The sequence below is a fragment of the Microbacterium sp. MYb72 genome (genome assembly GCF_002979415.1).
Lineage (GTDB): Bacteria > Actinomycetota > Actinomycetes > Actinomycetales > Microbacteriaceae > Microbacterium > Microbacterium natoriense.
Window position 1 is genome coordinate 149682 of the sequence record NZ_PCOT01000001.1, and the last position, 22393, is coordinate 172074.

Annotated in this window: 18 protein-coding genes and 2 rRNA genes; 12 read left to right on the forward strand and 8 right to left on the reverse strand. The window is 67.6% G+C overall.

Annotated elements, in window-relative coordinates:
• Positions 1 to 17 precede the first annotated feature (17 nt).
• Both CQ047_RS00685 and CQ047_RS00690 read right to left on the reverse strand, forming a co-directional pair.
• On the reverse strand, positions 18 to 428 hold the full coding sequence (locus tag CQ047_RS00685; RefSeq protein ID WP_105672354.1) for a type II toxin-antitoxin system VapC family toxin: 411 nt from the start codon (positions 426 to 428) through the stop codon (positions 18 to 20).
• A 3-nt stretch (positions 429 to 431) separates the two neighbouring features.
• The gene (locus tag CQ047_RS00690; protein WP_223586092.1) at positions 432 to 707 is read right to left on the reverse strand and encodes a type II toxin-antitoxin system prevent-host-death family antitoxin; all 276 of its coding nucleotides are present in this window, start codon (positions 705 to 707) and stop codon (positions 432 to 434) included.
• A gap of 126 nt (positions 708 to 833) precedes the next feature.
• Between CQ047_RS00690 and CQ047_RS00695 the strand changes: the two genes are divergently transcribed.
• From CQ047_RS00695 to CQ047_RS00705, 3 genes are read left to right on the forward strand one after another with little or no spacing between them, the layout of a single operon-like run.
• Positions 834 to 2111, forward strand: coding sequence for a DUF445 domain-containing protein (locus CQ047_RS00695; RefSeq protein ID WP_105672356.1), 1278 nt, complete (start codon positions 834 to 836; stop codon positions 2109 to 2111).
• 3 nt (positions 2112 to 2114) lie between these two features.
• Positions 2115 to 3032, forward strand: a complete 918-nt coding sequence (locus CQ047_RS00700) for an arginase family protein (protein WP_105672357.1) — start codon at positions 2115 to 2117, stop codon at positions 3030 to 3032.
• Positions 3029 to 3577: an AAA family ATPase gene (locus tag CQ047_RS00705; RefSeq protein WP_105672358.1), complete on the forward strand. Its 549-nt coding sequence runs from the start codon at positions 3029 to 3031 to the stop codon at positions 3575 to 3577. Before CQ047_RS00700 ends, CQ047_RS00705 begins: the two co-directional genes overlap by 4 nt.
• Here the strand turns inward: CQ047_RS00705 and CQ047_RS00710 are convergent.
• Entirely contained in the window at positions 3552 to 4556 is a 1005-nt protein-coding gene (locus CQ047_RS00710; protein ID WP_105672359.1) for a LacI family DNA-binding transcriptional regulator, read from the reverse strand. The two genes, CQ047_RS00705 and CQ047_RS00710, sit on opposite strands and share 26 nt — an antisense overlap.
• Before the next feature lie 169 nt (positions 4557 to 4725).
• Between CQ047_RS00710 and CQ047_RS00715 the strand changes: the two genes are divergently transcribed.
• Genes CQ047_RS00715 through CQ047_RS00730 form a run of 4 tightly spaced genes read left to right on the forward strand, consistent with a single transcriptional unit; the run spans position 4726 to position 9762 of the window.
• Positions 4726 to 5976, forward strand: a complete 1251-nt coding sequence (locus CQ047_RS00715; protein WP_105672360.1) for an extracellular solute-binding protein — start codon at positions 4726 to 4728, stop codon at positions 5974 to 5976.
• A 2-nt stretch (positions 5977 to 5978) separates the two neighbouring features.
• The gene (locus tag CQ047_RS00720) at positions 5979 to 7064 is read left to right on the forward strand and encodes a carbohydrate ABC transporter permease (protein WP_105672361.1); all 1086 of its coding nucleotides are present in this window, start codon (positions 5979 to 5981) and stop codon (positions 7062 to 7064) included.
• Positions 7061 to 7900: a carbohydrate ABC transporter permease gene (locus CQ047_RS00725; RefSeq protein ID WP_258132419.1), complete on the forward strand. Its 840-nt coding sequence runs from the start codon at positions 7061 to 7063 to the stop codon at positions 7898 to 7900. The genes CQ047_RS00720 and CQ047_RS00725 overlap by 4 nt, the downstream gene beginning before the upstream one ends.
• The gene (locus CQ047_RS00730; protein ID WP_105672362.1) at positions 7897 to 9762 is read left to right on the forward strand and encodes a glycogen debranching N-terminal domain-containing protein; all 1866 of its coding nucleotides are present in this window, start codon (positions 7897 to 7899) and stop codon (positions 9760 to 9762) included. Before CQ047_RS00725 ends, CQ047_RS00730 begins: the two co-directional genes overlap by 4 nt.
• A gap of 24 nt (positions 9763 to 9786) precedes the next feature.
• On the opposite strand, the gene hutI is transcribed toward CQ047_RS00730, so the two are convergent.
• From hutI to hutH, 3 genes are all read right to left on the reverse strand, one after another.
• Positions 9787 to 10953, reverse strand: a complete 1167-nt coding sequence (gene hutI, locus CQ047_RS00735; protein WP_105672363.1) for an imidazolonepropionase — start codon at positions 10951 to 10953, stop codon at positions 9787 to 9789.
• An 89-nt stretch (positions 10954 to 11042) separates the two neighbouring features.
• On the reverse strand, positions 11043 to 12695 hold the full coding sequence (gene hutU, locus CQ047_RS00740; RefSeq protein WP_105672364.1) for a urocanate hydratase: 1653 nt from the start codon (positions 12693 to 12695) through the stop codon (positions 11043 to 11045).
• Positions 12692 to 14230, reverse strand: a complete 1539-nt coding sequence (gene hutH, locus CQ047_RS00745; RefSeq protein ID WP_105672365.1) for a histidine ammonia-lyase — start codon at positions 14228 to 14230, stop codon at positions 12692 to 12694. Before hutH ends, hutU begins: the two co-directional genes overlap by 4 nt.
• A 52-nt stretch (positions 14231 to 14282) precedes the next feature.
• Between hutH and CQ047_RS00750 the strand changes: the two genes are divergently transcribed.
• The 5 genes from CQ047_RS00750 to CQ047_RS00770 all read left to right on the forward strand — a co-directional run bounded on the left by CQ047_RS00750 (position 14283) and on the right by CQ047_RS00770 (position 18489).
• Positions 14283 to 15062: an IclR family transcriptional regulator gene (locus CQ047_RS00750; protein WP_181155785.1), complete on the forward strand. Its 780-nt coding sequence runs from the start codon at positions 14283 to 14285 to the stop codon at positions 15060 to 15062.
• Between the two features lie 70 nt (positions 15063 to 15132).
• Positions 15133 to 16323, forward strand: coding sequence for an OmpA family protein (locus CQ047_RS00755; protein ID WP_105672367.1), 1191 nt, complete (start codon positions 15133 to 15135; stop codon positions 16321 to 16323).
• A 20-nt stretch (positions 16324 to 16343) separates the two neighbouring features.
• Complete coding sequence (locus CQ047_RS00760; protein WP_146114243.1) at positions 16344 to 16853, forward strand: DUF3060 domain-containing protein; 510 nt, start codon at positions 16344 to 16346, stop codon at positions 16851 to 16853.
• 2 nt (positions 16854 to 16855) lie between these two features.
• Entirely contained in the window at positions 16856 to 17563 is a 708-nt protein-coding gene (locus tag CQ047_RS00765; RefSeq protein ID WP_105672369.1) for a response regulator transcription factor, read from the forward strand.
• Entirely contained in the window at positions 17560 to 18489 is a 930-nt protein-coding gene (locus CQ047_RS00770; RefSeq protein ID WP_105672370.1) for a sensor histidine kinase KdpD, read from the forward strand. Before CQ047_RS00765 ends, CQ047_RS00770 begins: the two co-directional genes overlap by 4 nt.
• A 175-nt stretch (positions 18490 to 18664) precedes the next feature.
• Here the strand turns inward: CQ047_RS00770 and rrf are convergent.
• A 5S ribosomal RNA gene (gene rrf / locus CQ047_RS00775) occupies positions 18665 to 18781 on the reverse strand.
• A gap of 119 nt (positions 18782 to 18900) precedes the next feature.
• Positions 18901 to 22004: ribosomal RNA gene (locus CQ047_RS00780) — 23S ribosomal RNA — on the reverse strand.
• Positions 22005 to 22393: the final 389 nt, after the last annotated feature.

The following is a 22393-nucleotide window of genomic DNA, read 5'->3' on the forward strand; positions in this document are numbered from 1 at the left end:
GGCCGGACGCCGGCCGATCAGCTTGAGAAGGGGTTGATCACCGCGAGCCCGGGGACGTCGAAGTCCTTCTCGTTGCGAGTGACGACGGTCAGCCCGTGATGCAGTGCGGTGGCGGCGATGAGCGCGTCCGCCCACGGCCGCCGATTCGGCACGTTGAGCGCGGCGCACGTCCGCGCGATCTCGGGAGAGACGGGGAGGATCCGCGGGCCGAGGCTCTGGCGGATCACACTCAACCACTGCCTGAGCGCCCTCGCCTGCTGCGGGTCGCGTCTGTGAAGTCCGAGAACTCCGAGCTCCAACTCGTAGTCCGTGATCGCACTCATGTGCAGGGCGTCAGGGACCACTCCTTCCATCCACGTCCGCGCAGCGCTTCCGAGCTCTCCCCCGCGCCGCGCCTCGGAGAAGGTGTTCGTATCGACCAGATACATCGGTCAGAACTCGATCGGAGGGCGACCGAAGTCGTTCTTCCGGTCGGCGACGATCTCGTCGATGATGCGGTCGAACGCGCCGTCGTCGTGCGCGAGGTCGTCATCATGCATCGCGAGAAGCTCGAGCATCGACCCCGGTCGGGCTGGAACGATCCGTTCGTACTCCTCGATGCTGAGCAGCACATACGCCGGCTCGCCGCGCCTGGTGATCAGCACCGGCTCACCGTCGGCGACACGCTGCGCACGCGCGACGGACTGATTGAACTCTCGAGCGCTCATGGTGAACATCGTGCACCTCGATTCAGAATGTAGTGATGGTACTACACAGGTGATCCTGTCTGGGCGCCGAGACGCTTCATCCCCCCGACCACGCCCCGCCCGGTGATCGCGTGAAAGGATGACTCCATGCCGCGAACGCCGATGACGCAGCTCTCCCCCGCCGACCAGGACCGACTGCGCGCGCTCCGCCGCATGAAGGCCGTCGCGCTCGGCGCGCTGATCTTCATGGCGCTCGCCTTCGTCATCGCCTTCGCCCTTCAGGAGCGCGTCGGCTGGCTCTCCTATGTGCGCGCCGCAGCCGAGGGCGGCATGGTCGGCGCCCTGGCCGACTGGTTCGCCGTGACGGCGCTGTTCCGGCATCCGCTCGGCATCCCGATCCCGCATACCGCGATCATCCCGAGCCGCAAGGACGAGATCGGCCGCACGCTCGGAGAGTTCGTGGAGACGAACTTCCTCGCAGCGGACGTCGTGCGCACGAAGCTCTCCAGCACCCCGATCGCGCTGCGGGCCGGCGAGTGGCTGCGCGAGCCCGCGCACGCCGAACGCGTCGGCACGGAGGGAGCGACGGTCGCCACCGCGGTGCTCAACGCCCTCAGCGACGACGACGTGCGCGACCTCATCACCGACCTCGCCCGCGAGCACCTCGTCGCCCCGGAGTGGGGCACACCGGCCGGAGTGTGGCTGGAGAAGATCGTCGCGGCCGACGCCCACCACGGCGCCGTCGACCTCGCCGTCGACAGCATCGCCACCTGGCTGAACGCCAACGCCGTCGCCTTCAACGGACTCATCTCCCGCCGCCTGCCCTCGTGGGTGCCTCGTCTGGCGCATCGATTCGTCGACGAGACCGCCTACAACGAGGCCGTGCGGTTCGTGAACGCGGTGAAGGCCGACCCCCGGCATCCCGCCCGGCTCGCGATCGACGGCTACCTCACCCGCCTCGCCGACAACCTGCAGCACGACCCTGCGACCCGCACCAAGCTCGAGAACGCGAAGGCCTCCCTGTTCGACAGCCCTCGGGTCGGCGCCCTCGCCGCCGAGGCATGGAACACGGCGAAGAACGGGCTCCTCTCCGCCCTCGCCGACCCCGAGAGCGGACTTCGGCGACGGCTCGTGCAGGCGCTCCAGGAGGTCGGCGAACGCCTCACGACGGATGCCGCGCTGCAGCACCGCGTCGACACCTGGGTCTCGGATGCCGCGGTCTTCCTCGTCGACCGCTACCGGCACGACATCGCCTCGATCATCACCGACACCGTCGAACGCTGGGACCCGGCCGAGACCACGGAGAAGATCGAGCTCATGGTCGGACGCGACCTGCAGTACATCCGTCTGAACGGCACCGTCGTCGGCGCTCTCGCCGGACTCGCCATCTTCACCATCGCCCACGCCCTGATCCCCGGAGTCTGAACCATGGCACTGTCGCACGATCCCCTCTGGCCGCGCGCAGGTGGCTGGCCGGCCTTCGACTCCACGGCGGATGCCGTGCTGCTCGGCGTGCCGGTGTGGCGCACCTCGCTCTCCCCGACCGGCGCCCACGCGACCCCGGCCGCGATCCGCGAGGCGCTGCCCCGCTACGGCGCCACGCTGATGGGGCCGCCGATCGTCGATCTGAACGAGGCGCTGCGCATCGCCGACGCTGGCGACGTCCACGAGCCGGACGGCGACGAGGGAGAGTCCGATGTGATCTCCCGCGTGCGGGAGCTCACGGCATCCGCCGAACTCGTGATCGCTCTCGGCGGCGACAACTCCCTCACCTACCCCGTGGCCCTCGGCGCCGAGGCCACCGGCCTCATCACCTTCGACGCGCACTTCGACCTGCGCGACGGCGTCTCCAACGGCACGCCCGTGCGCAGACTCGTCGAAGACGCTCCCGCTGCGGCCACGGTGGAGACCTCGCGCATCGACCCCGCGCACATCGTGCAGATCGGCATCGCCGACTTCGCGAACTCCGCGGCGTACGCGAAGCGGGCGGCCGACTGGGGCATCCGGGTGATCACGCTCGACGAGCTGCGCCGCCGCGGCATCGACGACGTCGTCGCGGAGGCGCTGGAGATCGCCGGGGCCGGGGCCGCGCCCCGCGTGCACCTGGACATCGATGTCGACGTGTGCGACCGTTCGGTGGCGCCGGGGTGCCCTGCGAGCATCCCCGGCGGGCTCGCCGCCTGGGAGCTCCGTGCGCTGACGCGCGCCGTGGCCGCGGACCCCCGGGTCGTCAGCGCCGACCTGGCGGAGGTCGACGCGACGGCGGACGCCGACGACGCCCGCACCGTCCGCCTCGCCGCGCTCTGCGTGCTGGAGCTGCTCGCAGGACTGCACTCCCGACGATGAGGATCGTCGTCTCCGGAACCCACGCGAGCGGCAAGAGCACCCTGATCGCCGACCTCCGCGCCGCGCTGCCCGAGTACCTCGTGCTCGGCGACCCCTTCGACGACATCGACGACGACGCCCCCACCGGAGAGCGCAGCTTCGCCGCACAGCTGTCGGTCACCGCCGCACGGCTGCGCGAGACCGCGCACGAGCCCTCCGTCGTGTCCGAGCGGGGGCCACTGGACTTCGTCGCCTATCTCACCGCCCTGGAGTCCCTGGGGCGCAGCGACGGGTCTCTTCTCGCCAGAGCCACGGAGATCGCCGCCGCCTCCATGCGCGAGATCGACCTCGTCGTCGTGCTCCCCCTCGACAGGCGGCATCCGATCCTCGTCCCCGACGATGAGGACCCCGAGCTGAGGGACGCGATGGACGATGCGCTCCTGGAGATCGTCGACGACCTCGAACGCGACGGAGCCCTGCCTGCTCTCCTGGTCGTCTCCGGCGATCCGCAGGAGCGCCTCGCGCACGTGCTCGATGCGGTCAGCGCACCACGAGCTCAGGGGTGATCAGGGCGTGCGCCGAGCCTGACTGGACACGGCGGGGGGCGACGACGTCGCCCGTCGGGCCCATCATGAGCTCCAGGATGGCCGCGGCCACGTCCTCCGGGCGCTGCTCGACGCTGGAGAACCCCAGCGCCTCCGCGGTCGGGGTGTTGTCGAAGCCGATCACGGGAACCGACCGCCGCGCGTCGGAGAGCGCGAGAAGAGCGCCGACGGCGAGCGAATCGCTCGCGCAGACGACGGCGTCGGCATCCAGTCCCTCGTCGAGGGCGCGCGCGACGCTCGCCCTCACCTGCGGCACCGAGTCGTCGGCGACGACCCGCGCACCCTTCGCGCCGGCCGCGCGCATCGCCTCGATCCACCCGCGCTCGCGGTCGTCGCCCGTGCCGGAGCCGGATGGCCAGCCGAGGAACGCGACACGGCCGCCGAAGGTCAGCGCGTGCTCCGTCGCCGCGCGGGTGCCGGCCGCGCCGTCGACGTCGACCCACAGGTGCCGCGGGTCGGCGATGTCGTCTTCTCCCCACGGCCGTCCGAACGAGATGAACGGCAGTCCCGAATCGTCGAGCCGGCCCACGCGGGGGTCGTCGCGCATGGTGCCGGTGATGATCGCCGCGTCGATCTCCGACCCCTCCCACAGCTCCGCGAGGCGGGCGATCTCCTCCTCCGGAGTGCGAGCGGCGTAGACGAGCATGCGCATGCCCCGCTCACTCGCGTGCTCGGTGATGGCGTGCACGAACCTGTCGAGCACGACTCCGGAGATGCCGCCGACGTAGGGGTCGAGGCGGATGCCGATGGTCGAGCTGCGCCGCAGTCGGAGCTGTCGCGCGGCGGCATGGCGTCGGTAGCCGAGGGCGTCGATGGCGGCGAGCACGCGCTCCCTCGTGGCCGGACGCACGATGTCTGGCGTGTTGAGCACGTTCGAGACCGTCTGGCGGGAGACTCCGGCGTGCTCGGCGACGTCTTCGACAGTGGGCGCCTTCGCCATCGCACCTCCTCGTTCACGGCCTGGGTCACAGGTGCGGGGTTGACACTTCCGCGCCCTCGCCCCTAGCCTATTCCACACAGGATTTGATCGTTCAAATTCCTACCCTTCCCGAACTCGCACGAGCCGCACGCGGCCGTCGCCCGCAGTGACTCATCAAAGGAGAGAGACCATGACACGGCACATCACACGCGCAGTCCTCGGCACCGGAGCGGTGCTGATCAGCAGCACCCTGGTGCTCACCGGCTGCGGATCCGGCTTCTCCGGAGGAGACGCGAAGCCGGATGCCGGCGGCCTCACCTCCTCCGACGACGCGCTCACCGTCCTCATCGGCTCCTCGGGCGATGCCGAGACCGCCGCCGTGCAGAAGGCGCTGGACGACTGGACCGCGAAGTCCGGCACGAAGACCTCCCTCCAGGTGGCCAGCGACCTCAACCAGGAGCTCTCCCAGGGGTTCGCCGCGGGCAAGCCCGCCGACCTCTTCTATCTCTCCACCGACCAGATCGCCGGCTACGCATCGAACGGCTCTCTGAAGGCCTACGGAGACGACCTGAAGAACAAGGACGACTTCTACCCCTCGCTCGTCGAGAACTTCACCGTCGACGGCGACTTCTACTGCGCGCCGAAGGACTTCTCCACCCTCGCGCTCGTCATCAACACGAAGATGTGGACGGATGCCGGCCTCACCGACGCCGATCTGCCGAAGACCTGGGACGACCTGGCCTCCGTCGCGCAGAAGCTCACGACGCCCGAGCACGTGGGCCTCGCGTTCGGCGCCGAGTACCAGCGCGTCGGCACCTTCATGGCGCAGGCGGGCGGCGGCCTCGTGAAGGACGGCAAGGCCATCGCAAGCGACCAGGCGAACGTCGACGCTCTGACCTACGTGAAGTCGCACCTCGCGGACGGCACCTTCGCCTTCGCCAAGGACGTCGGCGCCGGATGGGGCGGGGAGGCACTCGGCAAGGGCTCCGCCGCGATGGTGATCGAAGGCAACTGGATCACCGGGGCGATGACCAACGACTACTCGTCCGTCGACTACACCGTCGCGGAGCTCCCCGCCGGCCCCAGCGGCCAGGGCACCCTGCAGTTCACCAACTGCTGGGGCATGGCGGCCGACAGCCCCAACCAGAAGGCCGCCCTCGACCTCGTGGAGTACCTCACGAGCGCCGACAGCCAGCTGGCCTTCTCGAAGGCGTTCGGCCCCATGCCCTCGATCAAGTCGGCAGCCGACGCCTGGACGGCCGACAACGCCGCCCTCGCCCCCTTCCTCGCCGGCGCCGACTACGCGCAGTTCCCGCCGAACCAGGACGGGGCGGCCGACGTCGTCTCCGACTTCAACGCGCAGCTCGAGTCGCTGAAGACCGCCGACCCCGCGACGATCCTCGACTCCGTCCAGTCCAACCTCGAAGCGGTCGTCAAGTAACCATGACCGCTCTGGCCACGCCTCGTCGCGGCGGATCCTCCGGGCTCCGCCGCGGCGAGGCCGCAGCCGGGTGGCTGTTCACCGCGCCGGTGATCGCCATCCTCGGCGTCTTCCTCCTCGTCCCGGTGCTCATGGCGCTGTGGGTGAGCGTCTCCGACTGGGCGGGCCGCGGAAGCCCCCTCGCCGGCTCGGTGTCGTTCGTCGGCGCCGACAACTACGCCGCGGTCCTCACCGACGGCGGACTCGCCACCAAGGACTTCGGCACCGCGCTGCGCAACAACGCCTGGTACGTCGTGCTGGTGGTGCCGCTGCAGACGGCGCTCGCGCTGTTCCTCGCGGTCCTCGTCAACAGGGCGATGCTGCGCGGCCGCGGCTTCTTCCGCACCGCCTACTACTTCCCCTCCGTCACCAGCTCCGTCGCGATCACCGTGCTGTGGATGTTCCTGTTCTCGGCGAGCGGAGCGGTCAACGACGTGCTGTCCTGGTTCGGCCTCAACGGGCCGAACTGGTTCAACGATCCGCGCGGCATCCTGCATCTCCTCCTCGGCGACAGCGGACCCGCTGCGCTCGCCCAGGGCGGGATGCTGGGGGTCTCCTGGTGGGACTGGCTCTCCGGCCCGTCCATCGCGATGAGCGCCTACATCCTGATGGCGGTCTTCACGACGTCCGGGACGTTCATGCTTCTCTTCCTCGCCGGGCTCCAGAACCTCGGCGGCGACGTCGAGGAGGCAGCGATGATGGACGGCGCGAACGGCTGGCAGCGCTTCTGGCGGATCACCCTCCCCCAGCTTCGGCCGACCCTGTTCACGGTCCTGACCCTCGGCCTCATCGGATGCTGGCAGGTCTTCGACCAGATCTACGCCGGAACCCGCGGCGCGCCGAGCAAGACCACGCTGACGCCCGCCTACCTCTCCTACCAGTCGGCGTTCAACAACCAGGAGTGGGGCCAGGGCGCCGCGATCGCCTTCATCCTCTTCGTGATCATCGTCGTCTTCACCCTCGTGCAGCGCTGGGTGCTGCGCGACCGCCCCGTGTCCCAGCGCCGCATCCGCGCCTACCAGGTCACGGAGAAGGGCGGTGCATCATGAGGCTCTCCCGCAAGCAGCTGACCTGGCAGATCGTGCTGTACGCCGTGCTCATCGGGCTCGCGCTCATCTACATCTACCCCTTCCTGGTCCAGGTCGCGACGAGCTTCAAGACCGACGAGGACGCGGCATCCAGCGGCATCTCGCTCATCCCCCAGGTGTGGACCTTCGCGGCCTATGAACGCCTGTTCGCGAACTCCGACTTCCCGTCGTGGTTCGTCAACAGCGCGATCGTGACGATCTTCGTGACGGCGGGCCGGGTCTTCTTCAACTCGCTCGCGGGGTACGCGCTCGCACGTCTGCACTTCCGAGGTCGCGGCGTCGTCTTCGCGGCTCTGGTCGCCGTCATGTCGGTGCCGGCGGTCGTGCTCCTGATCCCCAAGTTCCTCGTGATCAACCAGCTCGGGATCTTCAACTCCTATGCGGGGATGATCCTGCCGCTGCTCGTCGACGCCGCCGGAGTCTTCATCATGAAGAACTTCTTCGAGTCGATCCCGGTCTCCGTCGAGGAGCAGGCGCGCATCGACGGAGCCGGCACGTTCCGGCTGTTCTGGTCGGTCGTCCTGCCGATGGCGACCCCGGCGCTCGTGACGATCGTGATCCTGTCGTTCCAGGGCTCGTGGAACGAGCTGAGCCATTTCATCGTGTCCACCAACGATCCCGCTCTGACCACGCTGACGAAGGGCGTCGCCTCGCTCGCGAGCGGCCAGCTCAGCCAGGGCACGCAGTACCCGATCAAGCTCGCGGCGGCGCTCCTCATGACGATCCCCGTCGCCGTGATGTTCTTCATCTTCCAGCGCCGCATCATGAACACCACAGAAGGAGCCGTCAAGGAATGACCCCCACCCCGCCGCTGCAACCGCTGCTGCACGACGCAGTGATCGCCCTCGAGGCGCCGACCCAGGTGTGGTCGGACGCCGAGGGGCGCATGGGAACCGCACCCATCCACGGGGTCTATCACGGCGACATGCGGCACATCAGAGCGATCGACGTCGCCGTGCGCGGCACCGAGCTGGAATCGATCGGCTGCGCCTCCCCCACCCCCCGCCGTGTGCTCCTCGTCGACGTGCTGCGCGGCATCGACGACGACTCGGCCGACCCGAAGGTGCGGCTCGACCGCGAGCGCACCGTGACGGCCGGCGCGTTCTCGGAGCGTCTCCGCGTCTCCGCTCACCTCGACGACGGTGTGCCCGTCGACCTCACGGTGCGCATCGTCCCCGACTTCGCGCCCATGCAGGAGGTGAAGGCCGGGCTCTCCGCCGAGGCGTCCTGGTCGTGGGACGGCGCGGTCTGCCGTGCCGACGAGGCGTCCTTCACGCTCGCCGCCGCCGGAGCGACCGTGACCGCCGACGAGCACGGCATCACGATGACCTGGGGTGCGGTGATACCGCCGCACGGCTCGCTCGATCTCTCCTGGTCGGTGACCATGGACGATCCGACGCTCGTCGTCTCCGCCGCCGCCCCCGCGGAACCCCACCGGCTCGCCTCCCCGGTCGACCCCCGAGCGTCCCGCTGGCTGGACAGGGCGACCGCCGATCTCGACGCGCTGCGGCTGGCTCTGCCCGACCACCCCGACGATGCGTTCTACGCCGCGGGCGCCCCGTGGTTCTTCACCCTGTTCGGCCGCGACTCGATCTGGGCGGCGCGACTGGCTCTCGCCGCCGCGCCGGAGATGGCGGCCTCGACGCTGCGGGTGCTCGCCCGCCTGCAGGGGACGACGACGGATGCCGACTCGGCGGAGGCCCCTGGAAAGATCCCGCATGAGCTCCGCAGCGGCATCCTCTCCCTGCCGAACGAGGGCGTGCACCTGCCGCCCCTCTACTTCGGCACGGTGGACGCGACGCCGCTGTGGGTGTGCCTCCTCGCCGACGCGCGGGACGCGGGGATGCCAGACGACGAGCTGCGCGAGCTGCTTCCCGCCCTGCGTGCGGCGCTCGACTGGATGATCGTGCACGGGGACGCCTCGGGCAGCGGCTTCATCGACTACGCCGACGAGTCGGGGCACGGCCTCGCCAACCAGGGCTGGAAGGACTCGGGCGACTCGATCCAGTGGCGCGACGGCCGGCTCGCCGACGGTCCGATCGCCCTCAGCGAGGTGCAGGCGTACGCCTACGAGGCGGCGGTGCGCGGGGCCGGGCTGCTCGATCAGCTGGGAGAGACGGGCGGCACCGCACTGCGCGAGTGGGCGGCCGATCTGCGGGCCCGCTTCCGCGCCGCGTACTGGGTGCGCACCGAGGAGGGGCACTATCCCGCCATCGCACTCGATGCGCACGGGGCCGCGGTCGATTCCCTGACGAGCAACATCGGCCACCTGATCGGCACCGGCATCCTCGACCCCGAGGAGGAGCGCGCCTGCGCGGCTCTGCTCACGGGCCGATCGATGTCCAGCGGCTTCGGCATCCGGACCCTCTCGACCGGAGCCGCCGGCTACTGGCCGCTGAGCTATCACGGCGGCAGCGTGTGGACCCACGACACGGCCATCGCCGTCCACGGCATGCTGCGCGCCGGTCTCGCCGACGAGGCGCGTGCGGTCGCGGCGCAGCTGATCGACGTCGCCGAGGGATTCGACTACCGGGTCCCCGAACTGCACGCCGGCGACGAGAGGGTGCCCGGCGGGCGCCCTGTCCCCTACCCTGCCGCGTGCCGCCCGCAGGCCTGGTCGGCCGCCGCGGCAGTGGTCTGCGCTCGCGCGCTCGAATGAGCGGTCGGGGTCGTCGTCGTCCGCTCAGGCGACGACGACCCCGTCCTTCCACACCTGGTCCACGAGCGGCACGCCGGGACGGTACGCCAGGTGGATGCGCGTGGGGGCCTTCAGCAGCACGAGATCCGCACGATACCCAGGGGCGATGACGCCGACGTCGTCGCGGCGCAGCGCCGCCGCGCCTCCGGCGGTGGCGGCCCAGACCGCCTCGGCCGGCGTCATCCCCATGTCGCGGACGGCGACGGCGATGCAGAACGGCATGGAGCTCGTGAAGCTCGACCCGGGGTTGGTGTCGCACGCGAGCGCCACCGTCACACCCGCGTCGATGAGACGCCGGGCGTCGGGGTACGGCTGGCGCGTGGAGAACTCCACGCCGGGCAGCAGCGTCAGCACCGTGTCGGACCCTGCGAGCGCCTCGACGTCGGCATCCGTCAGGTAGGTGCCGTGGTCGATGGATGCCGCGCCCAGCTCGACGGCGAGGCGCACCCCGTCGCCGGGGCCGAGCTGGCTCGCATGCACGCGCGGAGCGAGTCCTCGGGCGATGCCCGCTTCGAGGACCCGGCGGGACTGCTCCACCGAGAACGCACCGGTCTCGCAGAACACGTCGATCCACTTCGCGTGGGGAGCGCAGGCGTCGAGCATGGGCCCCGTGACGAGGTCGACGTACTCGTCGCCGCGGTCCGCGTACTCGGCGGGCACCACGTGCGCGCCGAGGAACGTGACCTCCGGCGTCACCTCGGCGGCGAGGCGGACGAGCCGCTCCTCGTCGACGACGCTCAGTCCGTAGCCGCTCTTGATCTCGACGGTCGTCGTTCCCTGAGCGCGCAGCTCCTCGATGAAGCCGCGCAGACGCGCACGCAGCTCATCGTCCGTCGCGGCCCTGGTCGCGGCCACCGTGGAGCGGATGCCTCCCGCCGCGTACTTCTGCCCCGCCATCCGCGCCTCGAACTCGACGGCGCGATCGCCGCCGAACACGAGGTGGCTGTGGCTGTCGACGAATCCGGGGATGACCGCGGCGCCGCCGGCGTCATCCGTCTCGTCGGCCTGAGGGGCATCGGCCGCAGCGCCGACCCAGACGATCCGCCCGTCGTCGATGAGGACGGCGGCGTCGTGCAGGGTTCCGGTCGGGTCGCCGTCGGCCGAGCGGACGTTGGTCGTCAGCTCGCCGATGTTCGTGATCAGCACGGTCATCCGGGGTCTCCCTTCCGTGAGAGGTCAGAGAGCGTCGCCTGCCGGGGGTCCGGAGAGACGTCCTCTGACCTCTCATGAGGTTGTCACAGTCAGAGCATCGGGACCTTGAGGCCGCGCTCACGGGCGACCTCGCGGGCGTGCTCGTAGCCGGCGTCGACGTGGCGCATGACGCCGGTGCCGGGGTCGTTCGTCAGCACGCGCTCGAGCTTTTCGGCGGCGAGCGCTGAGCCGTCGGCCACGGTGACCTGACCGGCGTGGATCGAACGACCGATGCCGACGCCCCCGCCGTGGTGCAGCGACACCCAGGAGGCGCCGGATGCCGTGTTCAGCAGCGCGTTCAGCAGCGGCCAGTCGGCGATCGCGTCGGAGCCGTCCTTCATGGCCTCGGTCTCGCGGTACGGCGAGGCGACGGAGCCGGAGTCGAGGTGGTCGCGGCCGATCACGATCGGAGCCGACAGCTCGCCCGACGCGACCATCTCGTTGAACCTGAGTCCGGCGAGGTGGCGCTCCTTGTAGCCCAGCCAGCAGATGCGGGCGGGAAGACCTTCGAAGTGGACCTTCTCGCCGGCCTTCTCCAGCCAGCGGTGCAGAGCGGCATCCTCGGGGAACAGCTCGGCGATCGCGCGGTCGGTCTTGCGGATGTCCTCGGGGTCGCCGGAGAGCGCAGCCCAGCGGAACGGGCCACGCCCCTCCTCGAACTGCGGGCGGATGTACGCCGGCACGAAGCCGGGGAACTCGAACGCCCTGTCGAAGCCGCCCAGCTGGGCCTCCGCGCGAATCGAGTTGCCATAGTCGAACACCGCGGCCCCCGCATCCTTGAAGGCCACCATGGCCTCGACGTGCGCCGCCATGGAGAGACGGGAGCGACGCGTGAACTCCTCGGGGTCGCGCTCGGCCTCGGCCTTCCAGTCCTCGACCGAGATGCCGATCGGCAGGTAGGCGAGCGGGTCGTGCGCGCTGGTCTGGTCGGTGACGATATCGATCGGGACGCCACGACGGAACAGCTCGGGGAAGACCTCGGCCGCGTTGCCGACGATGCCCACGGACAGCGCCTCGCCGGCCTCCTTGGCGGCGACCGCCCGAGCGATGGCCTCGTCGAGATCGGTGTAGTAGACGTCGAGGTAGCCGTGGTCGACGCGACGGGCCAGACGGGTCTCGTCGACGTCGACGATGAGCACGGCGCCGTCGTTCATCGTGACGGCGAGCGGCTGCGCGCCGCCCATCCCGCCGGCGCCGCCGGTGAGCGACAGGGTGCCCTTGAGCGATTCCCGTCCGAGCGAGCGAGCGACGGCGGCGAAGGTCTCGTAGGTGCCCTGCAGGATGCCCTGCGAACCGATGTAGATCCACGACCCGGCCGTCATCTGCCCGTACATCATGAGGCCGAGCTGCTCGAGACGGCGGAACTCGGGCCAGTTCGCCCAGTCGCCGACGAGGTTGGAGTTCGCGATGAGAACGCGGGGAGCCCACTCGTGCGTGCGGAACACGCCGACCGGCTTGCCCGACTGCACCAGCAGGGTCTCATCGGGCTCGAGCTCGTCGAGCGTGCGGACGATCGCGTCGTACGCCTCCCAGTTGCGGGCGGCCTTGCCGGTGCCGCCGTAGACCACGAGGTCCTCGGGGTGCTCGGCGACCTCGGGGTCGAGGTTGTTCATCAGCATCCGCTTGGCGGCCTCGGCGCCCCAGCTCTTGGCGGTGCGCTCGTTGCCGCGCGGCGCCCGGATGTTCGTGTGGGTGGTGCTCATTTCGCGTGCTCCTTTGCGATGCGTGCGATGGCGCCGGACTGCACGAGGGCGGTCACGGCCTCCATCTCGGGAGAGAGGAAGCGGTCGGGGCCGGGGCCGGCGGCGACCGTGCGGACGAGGTCGCGGACGGCCCCGGTGGCCGCTCCGGCCTGGAGGGGCGCGCGCAGGTCGAGGGCGCGCGCGCCGGTGAGGATCTCGATGGCGAGGACGCGACCGAGGCCGTCGATCGCTCGGCGCAGCTTGCGTCCGGCCGCCCAGCCCATCGACACGTGGTCCTCCTGCATGGCAGACGACGGGATGGAGTCGACGGATGCCGGGACGGCGAGGCGCTTGAGCTCGGACACGATGCCGGCCGCCGCGTACTGCGCGATCATGAGACCGGAGTCGACGCCGACCTCGTCGGCGAGGAACGGCGGGAGGCCGTGGTTGCGCGCGGGGTCGAGGGCGCGGTCGGTGCGGCGCTCGGAGACGGAGGCCACATCGGCGACCGAGATGGCGAGGAAGTCGAGGACCGCCGCGACCGGGGCGCCGTGGAAGTTGCCGTTCGACTCGATGCGTCCGTCGAGCGTGATCACGGGGTTGTCGATGACGCTGGCGAGCTCGCGGTCGGCGATGGTCGCCGCGTAACCTGCGGTGTCGCGCGCGGTGCCGTGCACCTGCGGCGTGCAGCGCAGCGAGTAGGCGTCCTGCACGCGGCCGTCCTCCGGGCCCTTGTGGCTGTGCACCATCGGGGAGTCGCCGAGGAACGCGCGCAGGTTCGCGGCGGAGGTTCCCTGACCGACCTGCGGACGCAGCGCCATGAGGTCGGCGGCGAACACGGCGTCGGTGCCGAGCTGCGACTCGATCGACATCGCGGCCGCGATGTCGGCGGTGACCAGGAGCTCCTCCAGGTCATGCAGTGCGAGCACCAGGGTGCCGAGCATGCCGTCGGTGCCGTTGATGAGGGCGAGGCCCTCCTTCTCGACGAGGGTGAGCGGCTCGATCCCCGCAGCGGCGAGCGCCTCGGATGCCGGGAGCAGCGTGCCTGCGGCGTCGCGGACGTCTCCCTCGCCCATGGTGGCGAGCGCGATGTGCGCGAGCGGCGCGAGGTCGCCGGAGCAGCCGAGCGAGCCGTACTCGCGCACGATCGGGGTGATCCCCGCGTTGAGGAGTGCCGCGTAGGTCTCGACGACGACCGGTCGCACGCCGGTGCGCCCCGAGGCGAGCGTCTGCAGGCGCAGCAGCTGAAGGCCGCGCGTGACCTCGCGCTCGATCTCCGCGCCGGTGCCGGCGGCGTGCGAGCGGATCAGGCTGGCCTGCAGCTGCAGGCGGCGCTCGGGGGCGATGAACGTCGTCGCGAGCGCGCCGAAGCCCGTGGAGACCCCGTAGTGCGGGTTCGGGTCCGCGGCGAGGCCGTCGATCACGGTGCGGGTCTCGGCGACGCGGGCGAGAGCCTCGGGGGCGATGACGACGGGGGCGCCGTGTCGGGCGACGGCGACGACGTCGGCGTGGCGCAGGGGCTCGACGCCGACGAGAACGGGGGACTGATCACTCATACGTCGATTCCACACCGTCGCGGTCGCGCGCGGCACCGGTTCATGGCATCCTTTGTCTGTGATACCAGACATATCGGATGCCGCCTCCGCCCAGGTTCCGGCGGCGGAGAACACGCTCCGCATCCTGCGCTACCTCGCCGGACGACCGGCGCCGGTCGCGGCATCCGCCATCGCCAGGGAGCTCGCACTCCCCCGGTCGACCGTGTACCACCTGCTCACGACGCTCGCCGCGCACGGCTTCGTCCTCCATCTCCGCGAGGAGCGGCGATGGGGTCTCGGCACCTCGGCGTTCGAGCTCGCCGGCGGCTACGCACGGCAACAGCCCCTCGCCCGTCTCGGGCGTCCGCTCGTGGCCTCCCTCTCCGATCGCCTCGGCGAGAGCACGCACCTCGCCGTGATGAGCGGCGGAGACGTGCTCTACATCGTCGAGGAGCGCGCTCCTCGACGGCCCGCGCTGATCACCGACGTCGGCGTGCGGCTCCCCGCGCACCTGACGGCGTCGGGACGCGCCATGCTCGCATCCCTTCCCCGTGAGCAGGTGCGGGCGCTCTACCCGAGCGCCTCCTCGTTCCCCGACCGCACCGGCCTAGGCCCCCGCAAGCCGGGTGAGCTCCGCGAGCTCCTGCGCGAGGTGCGCGGCCGCGGATACGCCACGGAAGACAGCGAGGTCGCCGACGGGCTGCGCAGCGTGGGCGTCGCGGTGCGCGATCACGCCGGATGGCCGATCGCCGCCGTTGCCGTCACCTGGGCGGACGGCGACCTCGACGAGAGCGCTCTGGCGGATGCCGTGCGCGACACCGCGGCGACGCTGGAGTCCCGCCTGAAACGCTGAGTATCGGAATGTCGCAGACCTGCGACACGATGGCGACAGTCCCGCCACACCCACTGGCTACTGTCGAAGCATGACCTCCTCGACCAGCACCATCCGTCGCCGCGGCCTCGTTCTCGGCCTGGCCGCGACCCTCCTCTTCACCGGCTGCGCAGCCGAGCCGGCCTCCGGCGGGAAGAAGCCGCCCGCATCGTCCACTCCGTCGGCCTCCGCTCCCCGGACCTCCGTGGTGCCGGGGTACGACGTGGGACAGTTCCCTGCCGTGCCGCTGTTCGTGCTCCCCGACCTGGCGCTGCTCGACACCTCGGCATCCGCCTTCACGATCGAGGTGAACGACGCGCTCTCCGACATCCCCGGCGTCACGGCCACCCCGGCGCACTGCGATGCGTCGGGCGGCGTGGTGTCCGGCAACGGCACGTCGTTCCTCTACGGCGACGGCTCCGGCACGTTCACCGGCGCAGACGGCACCGTGCAGAACTTCGGAGACGGGTCCGGCAATTCCACGATCAACGGCGTCACGATCCAGAACTTCGGAGACGGCTCCGGCAACTACTCGGACGGCACCGTCACGATCCAGAACTTCGGAGACGGCTCCGGCAATTACTCCGACGCGACGAAGACCGTGCAGATCTTCGGAGACGGGTCGGGCAACTACTCCGACGGCGCCGTGACGATCCAGAACTTCGGAGACGGCTCCGGCAACTTCTCCGACGGCACCGTCACGATCCAGAACTTCGGAGACGGCTCCGGCAACTACTCCGACGGCAGGATCAGCATCCAGAACTTCGGAGACGGCACCGCGCTCGTCGACGGCGAGACCGTCGACGCCGACAAGCTCCCTCCCGTGCCGAAGCTCGGCTCCTTCCCTCCCCTGGGCGCACTCGCCCCGATCGAATCCTGCGGCACGACGCTCACCTTCGACGACGGTGTCCTGTTCGACTTCGATCGGAGCGATATCCGCCCGGACGCGGCCACCACCCTGGATGCCGTCGCCGAGGTGTTCGGCTCGCTGTCCGTCGCCCAGGCGCAGGTCTCGGGCCACACGGATGCGATCGGCTCGGATGACGCCAACCAGAAGCTCTCCGAGGACCGAGCCCAGTCCGTCGTCGCGGGTCTGGAGAAGCGTGGCGTGACGGCGTCGCTCACGGCGGAGGGCTTCGGCGAGTCCCGCCCCGTCGCTCCCAATGAAGTGGACGGATCAGACAACCCCGCAGGTCGGCAGCTCAACCGTCGGGTGGAGATCTTCATCCCGGCGACGCTCTGAAAAGACGAGAGGATAGAACCATGCGAGCACCGCGTCTGATGCCCCTCCTCTCCCTCGCCCTTCTCGCGGCGGGCTTGACCGGATGCACAGTGGGGATCGTCGATCCGTCCGAACCCTCGCAGAAGGCCCCCACGCAGGAGCAGACGTCGCAGGCTCCGGATGCCGAGAAGGAGACGCCGGAGGCCGAGACGCCCGCGACCTCCGGGCTGAGCGCCGACGGGCAGGAGGAACGCGATCGGCTCATCGCCGCGGCCACCACCACGATGCCGTGCCCTGACGGTCCGCTGACCGCCGACGGGGCGATCGTCCGGGTCGAGGGCGCATGCCCCGAGCTCGTGATCGAGATCGACGCGGGCGTCGTGATCGCCGACGACGTCGACGAGCTCACGCTCGAGGGCAGCGGGACCGTCGTGTACGCCGAGAACCTCGGTGTCGTCACGGTCACCGGCAGTGCGAGCTCGATCTTCTGGTCGGGCGCCACCCCGACGGTGCACGACAGCGGCTCGTCCAACACGCTGCGAAAGGGCTGAGCATGGACGCGCCGGACCGCCCGCGGATCCTCATCGTCGACGACGACGAGGCGATCACGGGGGCGCTCGGCGCGTTCCTCGGGCGCAGCGGATTCGACGTGCGCATCGCGGAGGACGGCCGCGCAGGCCTCCTCGAGGTCGAGCGCGACGCCCCCGACCTCGTCGTGTGCGATGTGCTCATGCCCCATGTCGACGGGCGCGAGTTCGTGCGCCGCGTACGTGCGCGCCAGCTCTGGCTGCCGATCATCCTGCTCACCCAGGTGGGCGAATCGTGGGAGCGCAGTGCCGCGCTCGACGAAGGCGCCGACGACTATCTGAACAAGCCCTTCGATCCTCACGAGCTGATCTCGAGGATCCGCGCCGTGCTGCGCCGTACCGAACAGGGCGCCGGTTCTCTCCGCTCCGCGCCGCGCCTGCGTGCCCTCGACCTGACCCTCGACCGCACCGCTCGCCGGGTCTGGCGCGGTGATGCCGAACTGACGCTCACGCCCAAGGCGCTGACGCTGCTCGAGTACCTCATGCTCCACCCGCAGGAGGTCCACACGCGCGAGCGCCTCCTCTCCACCCTCTGGGGCTTCGACTTCGCCACATCGAGCAGAGCCGTCGATCACCGGATCGCCGAGCTCCGACGGGTCCTGGGAGACGGGCGCTTCATCGAGACCGCGCAGAGCATGGGCTATCAGTTCGTCCCGAAGGTCGTGGCCGGATGAGCCGCCGCGCCGACGTCGCCCTGGGCATCCTGACCGCCGTACCGGTGGCGCTGTGCACGCTCACGGCCGGCGGGATGCTGTTGGCCGGAGACGAGCGCCTCCTGACGATGAGCACGCCCCTTCCTGCCGCGACCTTTGCAGCGGGGCTCGTCCTGTCCGCGGTCCCGCTCACCGTGCTGGTAGCGCGCAACCGCGCCCGGCGCCGCGACGTCCGAAACGACGCGCGCGCGAGGGATGCGGCGGATGCGGCAGCCCTCCACGAGCGCGCGACCCACCAGCGCTTCCTCGCCCGGCTCGATCATGAGCTGAAGAACCCGATCACTGCCATCCGTGCGACCGCCGTCGCGGCTCAGGACGGCTCGCAGACCGACGCATGGCGAACGATAGACGCCCAGGCCGCGAAGCTCAGCACACTCATCCGCGATCTGCGGAAGCTCGCCGAACTGGAGACCCGGCCACTCGACAGAGAGCAGGTCGACCTCGAGCAGCTGCTGAGCGAATCCGTCACCGCACTCGCGCAGCAGAACCCCACCGCGGGCGCCAGGGTCGTCCTCGCCGTCACCCGGGTCCCGTGGGCGGTCCCGCCGCTCTCCGTCGACGTCGACCTCCTCTCCGTCGCGCTGGACAACGTGCTGGGCAACGCCGCGAAGTACTCCGAGTCCGGCCCCATCGAGGTGCGTCTGCGTGAACAGGACGGCTGGGCGGTCATCGAGGTGGCGGATGCCGGTCGCGGCATCCCCTCCGCCGAACTGTCCACTGTGTTCGACGAACTGGCGCGTGCGCAGAACGCACGCGATGTGAGCGGCTCAGGTATCGGTCTCACGCTCGTGGCGACGGTGATGCGCCGCCACGGCGGCGATGTGTCGATCCGTTCTGCGGAAGGCGCCGGCAGCGTGCTGACGCTTCGCCTGCCGATCGCCCGCTGACAAGCTCCAACGGCACACACGGCGTCGACAGAGAAGATCCGTTAACGCAGAAGAGCCACCCGGTGACGGGTGGCTCTTCTCACTGAGCGTGCGACGTACTGCGCGCACAATCTGTTTTGTTCGTGTATATGCAAAATGGCCACCCAGCGATGGGTGGCCATTTTGACTAAAAGGAGTCCGGCGGTGTCCTACTCTCCCACAGGGTCCCCCCTGCAGTACCATCGGCGCTGTGAGGCTTAGCTTCCGGGTTCGGAATGTAACCGGGCGTTTCCCTCACGCTATGGCCGCCGAAACACTATTGATGTTTCAATCAGTACACAACATGTGCACGAAAAAGTTCGTGTGTGTTGTGTGGTTCTCGACCGTACATCGAGAACCACTCAGTGGACGCGTAGCACCTACAAACGGTGTGTTATCAAGTCATCGGCTTATTAGTACCAGTCAGCTGCATGCATTACTGCACTTCCACATCTGGCCTATCAACCCAGTAGTCTGGCTGGGAGCCTCTCACCCGAAGGTATGGAAGTCTCATCTTGAGGCCGGCTTCCCGCTTAGATGCTTTCAGCGGTTATCCATCCCGAACGTAGCTAATCAGCGGTGCTCCTGGCGGAACAACTGACACACCAGAGGTTCGTCCAACCCGGTCCTCTCGTACTAGGGTCAGATCCTCTCAAACTTCCTACGCGCGCAGCGGATAGGGACCGAACTGTCTCACGACGTTCTAAACCCAGCTCGCGTACCGCTTTAATGGGCGAACAGCCCAACCCTTGGGACCTACTCCAGCCCCAGGATGCGACGAGCCGACATCGAGGTGCCAAACCATGCCGTCGATATGGACTCTTGGGCAAGATCAGCCTGTTATCCCCGAGGTACCTTTTATCCGTTGAGCGACAGCGCTTCCACAAGCCACTGCCGGATCACTAGTCCCGACTTTCGTCCCTGCTCGACCTGTCAGTCTCACAGTCAAGCTCCCTTGTGCACTTACACTCGACACCTGATTGCCAACCAGGTTGAGGGAACCTTTGGGCGCCTCCGTTACTTTTTGGGAGGCAACCGCCCCAGTTAAACTACCCACCAGGCACTGTCCCTGAACCGGATTACGGTTCGAAGTTAGATATCCAGAGTGACCAGAGTGGTATTTCAACAATGACTCCACAAGAACTAGCGTCCCTGCTTCACAGTCTCCCACCTATCCTACACAAGCCACACCGAACACCAATACCAAGCTGTAGTAAAGGTCACGGGGTCTTTCCGTCCTGCTGCGCGTAACGAGCATCTTTACTCGTAATGCAATTTCGCCGAGTTCGCGGTTGAGACAGTTGGGAAGTCGTTACGCCATTCGTGCAGGTCGGAACTTACCCGACAAGGAATTTCGCTACCTTAGGATGGTTATAGTTACCACCGCCGTTTACTGGGGCTTAAATTCTCAGCTTCGCCTTGCGGCTAACCGGTCCTCTTAACCTTCCAGCACCGGGCAGGCGTCAGTCCGTATACATCGTCTTGCGACTTGGCACGGACCTGTGTTTTTAGTAAACAGTCGCTACCCACTAGTCTCTGCGGCCACCACACCCTTTTCGGAGTAAATCCGTATAAGTGGATGGCCCCCCTTCTCCCGAAGTTACGGGGGCATTTTGCCGAGTTCCTTAACCACGATTCTCTCGATCTCCTTGGTATTCTCTACCTGACCACCTGAGTCGGTTTGGGGTACGGGCAGCTAGAACCTCGCGTCGATGCTTTTCTTGGCAGCATAGGATCATCCACTTTTTATCCGCATCGTGTCTCAGCCTATGTGAGAGACGGATTTGCCTATCTCTCGGCCTACGCACTTGCACCAGGACAACCATCGCCTGGCTTGGACTACCTTCCTGCGTCACACCTGTTAATACGCTAACCGCACCAGCATGGGGTCGTACGCTAGGCCCCACGGCGGATCCCGAAGGATCCAATGTGAGGATTCAGATACTTAGCACTACTGGATTAGTTTGGGCGGTTCTTCGCCGGTACGGGAATATCAACCCGTTGTCCATCGACTACGCCTGTCGGCCTCGCCTTAGGTCCCGACTTACCCAGGGAAGATTAGCTTGACCCTGGAACCCTTGGTCTTTCGGAGGACGTGTTTCTCACACGTCTTTCGCTACTCATGCCTGCATTCTCACTCGTGTAGCCTCCACGGCTGGTTTACACCGCCGCTTCGCTGGCCACACGACGCTCTCCTACCCATCAACACGGCTGGACCACGAAGGCCTACCAATAATGTCAATGCCACAACTTCGGTGGCGTGCTTGAGCCCCGTTACATTGTCGGCGCGGAATCACTTGACCAGTGAGCTATTACGCACTCTTTCAAGGGTGGCTGCTTCTAAGCCAACCTCCTGGTTGTCACAGCAACTCCACATCCTTTCCCACTTAGCACGCGCTTTGGGACCTTAGTTGGTGGTCTGGGTTGTTTCCCTCTCGACTATGAAGCTTATCCCCCACAGTCTCACTGCTGCGCTCTCACTTACCGGCATTCGGAGTTTGGCTGACGTCAGTAACCTTGTAGGGCCCATCGGCCATCCAGTAGCTCTACCTCCGGCAAGAAACACGCAACGCTGCACCTAAATGCATTTCGGAGAGAACCAGCTATCACGAAGTTTGATTGGCCTTTCACCCCTATCCACAGCTCATCCCCTCAGTTTTCAACCTAAGTGGGTTCGGTCCTCCACGACGTCTTACCGTCGCTTCAACCTGGCCATGGATAGATCACTTCGCTTCGGGTCTAGGACATGCGACTGAATCGCCCTATTCAGACTCGCTTTCGCTACGGCTACCCCACACGGGTTAACCTCGCCACATATCGCTAACTCGCAGGCTCATTCTTCAAAAGGCACGCTGTCACACCTACCAGGGGTGCTCCAACGGTTTGTAAGCAAACGGTTTCAGGTACTATTTCACTCCCCTCCCGGGGTACTTTTCACCTTTCCCTCACGGTACTTGTCCGCTATCGGTCATCTGGGAGTATTTAGGCTTATCAGGTGGTCCTGACAGATTCACACGGGATTTCACGGGCCCCGTGCTACTTGGGATACTCTTCGCGCCACGGTTGGCATTTCGACTACGGGGTTGGCACCCTCTATGACCGGCCTTTCAAGACCGTTCGTCTATACCATCGTGTAACGCCGCCACCTCGGCAGAGATGACTGAAAAGTCCCACAACCCCCAACGTGCAACGCCTGCCGGCTATCACACACGCTAGGTTTAGCCTGTTCCGGTTTCGCTCGCCACTACTAACGGAATCGCGGTTGCTTTCTCTTCCTGTGGGTACTGAGATGTTTCACTTCCCCACGTTCCCTCTACCCGCCCTATATATTCAGGCGGGAGTCACTAGGTCGGCACGCCGCCCAGCGGGGTTTCCCCATTCGGACACCCTCGGATCAAAACTTGCTTATCAGTTCCCCGAGGCTTATCGCAGATTGCTACGTCCTTCTTCGGCTCCAGATGCCAAGGCATCCACCGTTTGCTCTTAAAGACTTGAAATCACATGAGTTTGAATCAAAACTCGACCCCACCCGAAGGCGGGATCAGAAATTGACTAATGATCTTTAAGATCATCTATCGCAACAACCCGAAGGCTGTTGCAAGATGCTCGCGTCCACTGTGTAGTTCTCAAAGTACGGGCGGTACCCCTCACCACTTCCCACCAGGGGAAACAACAAGAGGCCCAGAGGTACAGACACGCAACCCCGAAAGGCCACGACGTCCGGTCCCTCAGGACCCAACAGCGTGCAGACACCGACCCCTCCCCCCAGAACTTTCCCACCGCAAGCGGCGTACTCATTCCGAGACAAGATCTCGATGCCATGTCAAATGTTCCACCCATGAGCTCCCAGCGAAGAACGTACGCCTTCGATCTGGGTTCTGGACAC

Coding starts and splice junctions, on each gene's coding strand:
- CQ047_RS00695 (WP_105672356.1), top strand. CDS start 834: ATGCCGCGAACGCCGATGACGCAGCTCTCCCCCGCCGACCAGGACCGA.
- CQ047_RS00715 (WP_105672360.1), top strand. CDS start 4,726: ATGACACGGCACATCACACGCGCAGTCCTCGGCACCGGAGCGGTGCTG.
- CQ047_RS00705 (WP_105672358.1), top strand. CDS start 3,029: ATGAGGATCGTCGTCTCCGGAACCCACGCGAGCGGCAAGAGCACCCTG.
- CQ047_RS00765 (WP_105672369.1), top strand. CDS start 16,856: ATGGACGCGCCGGACCGCCCGCGGATCCTCATCGTCGACGACGACGAG.
- CQ047_RS00685 (WP_105672354.1), bottom strand. CDS start 428: ATGTATCTGGTCGATACGAACACCTTCTCCGAGGCGCGGCGCGGGGGA.
- CQ047_RS00720 (WP_105672361.1), top strand. CDS start 5,979: ATGACCGCTCTGGCCACGCCTCGTCGCGGCGGATCCTCCGGGCTCCGC.
- CQ047_RS00755 (WP_105672367.1), top strand. CDS start 15,133: ATGACCTCCTCGACCAGCACCATCCGTCGCCGCGGCCTCGTTCTCGGC.
- hutH (WP_105672365.1), bottom strand. CDS start 14,230: ATGAGTGATCAGTCCCCCGTTCTCGTCGGCGTCGAGCCCCTGCGCCAC.
- hutU (WP_105672364.1), bottom strand. CDS start 12,695: ATGAGCACCACCCACACGAACATCCGGGCGCCGCGCGGCAACGAGCGC.
- CQ047_RS00725 (WP_258132419.1), top strand. CDS start 7,061: ATGAGGCTCTCCCGCAAGCAGCTGACCTGGCAGATCGTGCTGTACGCC.
- CQ047_RS00770 (WP_105672370.1), top strand. CDS start 17,560: ATGAGCCGCCGCGCCGACGTCGCCCTGGGCATCCTGACCGCCGTACCG.
- CQ047_RS00710 (WP_105672359.1), bottom strand. CDS start 4,556: ATGGCGAAGGCGCCCACTGTCGAAGACGTCGCCGAGCACGCCGGAGTC.
- CQ047_RS00730 (WP_105672362.1), top strand. CDS start 7,897: ATGACCCCCACCCCGCCGCTGCAACCGCTGCTGCACGACGCAGTGATC.
- hutI (WP_105672363.1), bottom strand. CDS start 10,953: ATGACCGTGCTGATCACGAACATCGGCGAGCTGACGACCAACGTCCGC.
- CQ047_RS00700 (WP_105672357.1), top strand. CDS start 2,115: ATGGCACTGTCGCACGATCCCCTCTGGCCGCGCGCAGGTGGCTGGCCG.
- CQ047_RS00760 (WP_146114243.1), top strand. CDS start 16,344: ATGCGAGCACCGCGTCTGATGCCCCTCCTCTCCCTCGCCCTTCTCGCG.
- CQ047_RS00690 (WP_223586092.1), bottom strand. CDS start 707: ATGAGCGCTCGAGAGTTCAATCAGTCCGTCGCGCGTGCGCAGCGTGTC.